General features: G+C 48.8%; 1 rRNA gene. It reads left to right on the top strand.

Annotation, left to right across the window (positions count from 1 at the left end):
- Positions 1–27: 27 nt before the first annotated feature.
- Positions 28–1,246 (top strand): 23S ribosomal RNA (locus L2740_RS21365); the annotation flags it as partial.

The raw sequence follows: 1,246 nt of genomic DNA, 5'->3' as shown, positions 1-1,246 counted from the left end.
TCTCATAGAGACTTATTTGGGTTGTATGGTTAAGTGACTAAGCGTATATGGTGGATGCCTTGGCAGTCAGAGGCGATGAAGGACGTAGTAACTTGCGAAAAGCGTTGGCGAGCTAGTAACAAGCATTTGAGCTAACGATGTCCGAATGGGGAAACCCACTAGCATAAGCTAGTATCATTAACTGAATACATAGGTTAATGAGGCGAACCCGGGGAACTGAAACATCTAAGTACCCGGAGGAAAAGAAATCAACCGAGATTCCCCTAGTAGCGGCGAGCGAACGGGGATTAGCCCTTAAGCATAGAGGGTGTTAGTGGAATGCGTTGGAAAGCGCAGCGGCACAGGGTGATAGCCCCGTACATGAAAACTAACTTTATGTGAAAACGAGTAGGACGGGACACGTGACATCTTGTCTGAATATGGGGGGACCATCCTCCAAGGCTAAATACTCCTGACTGACCGATAGTGAACCAGTACCGTGAGGGAAAGGCGAAAAGAACCCCTGTGAGGGGAGTGAAATAGAACCTGAAACCGTATACGTACAAGCAGTGGGAGCGGTTCTTGAGACCGTGACTGCGTACCTTTTGTATAATGGGTCAGCGACTTACATTTTGTAGCAAGGTTAAGCGAATAGCGGAGCCGTAGGGAAACCGAGTGTTAACTGCGCGTTTAGTTGCAAGGTGTAGACCCGAAACCCGGTGATCTAGCCATGGGCAGGTTGAAGATTGAGTAACATCAATTGGAGGACCGAACACACGTATGTTGAAAAATGCGGTGATGACTTGTGGCTGGGGGTGAAAGGCCAATCAAACCGGGAGATATCTGGTTCTCCTCGAAAGCTATTTAGGTAGCGCCTCGTACGAATACCATTGGGGGTAGAGCACTGTTAAGGCTAGGGGGTCATCCCGACTTACCAACCCTTTGCAAACTCCGAATACCAATGAGTACTATACGGGAGACACACGGCGGGTGCTAACGTCCGTCGTGAAAAGGGAAACAACCCAGACCATCAGCTAAGGTCCCAAAGTTATTGCTAAGTGGGAAACGATGTGGGAAGGCTTAGACAGCTAGGATGTTGGCTTAGAAGCAGCCATCATTTAAAGAAAGCGTAATAGCTCACTAGTCGAGTCGGCCTGCGCGGAAGATTTAACGGGGCTAAGCAATACACCGAAGCTATGGGTACTAGATTTATCTAGTGCGGTAGAGGAGCGTTCTGTAAGCCGTTGAAGGTGAAGGGGTAACCCAC

Source organism: Shewanella pneumatophori, from assembly GCF_023283895.1.
Classification (GTDB): Bacteria; Pseudomonadota; Gammaproteobacteria; order Enterobacterales; family Shewanellaceae; genus Shewanella; species Shewanella pneumatophori.
The sequence above is the reverse complement of the archived record's forward strand: the minus strand, read 5'-3'. Positions and strand labels throughout refer to the sequence as shown.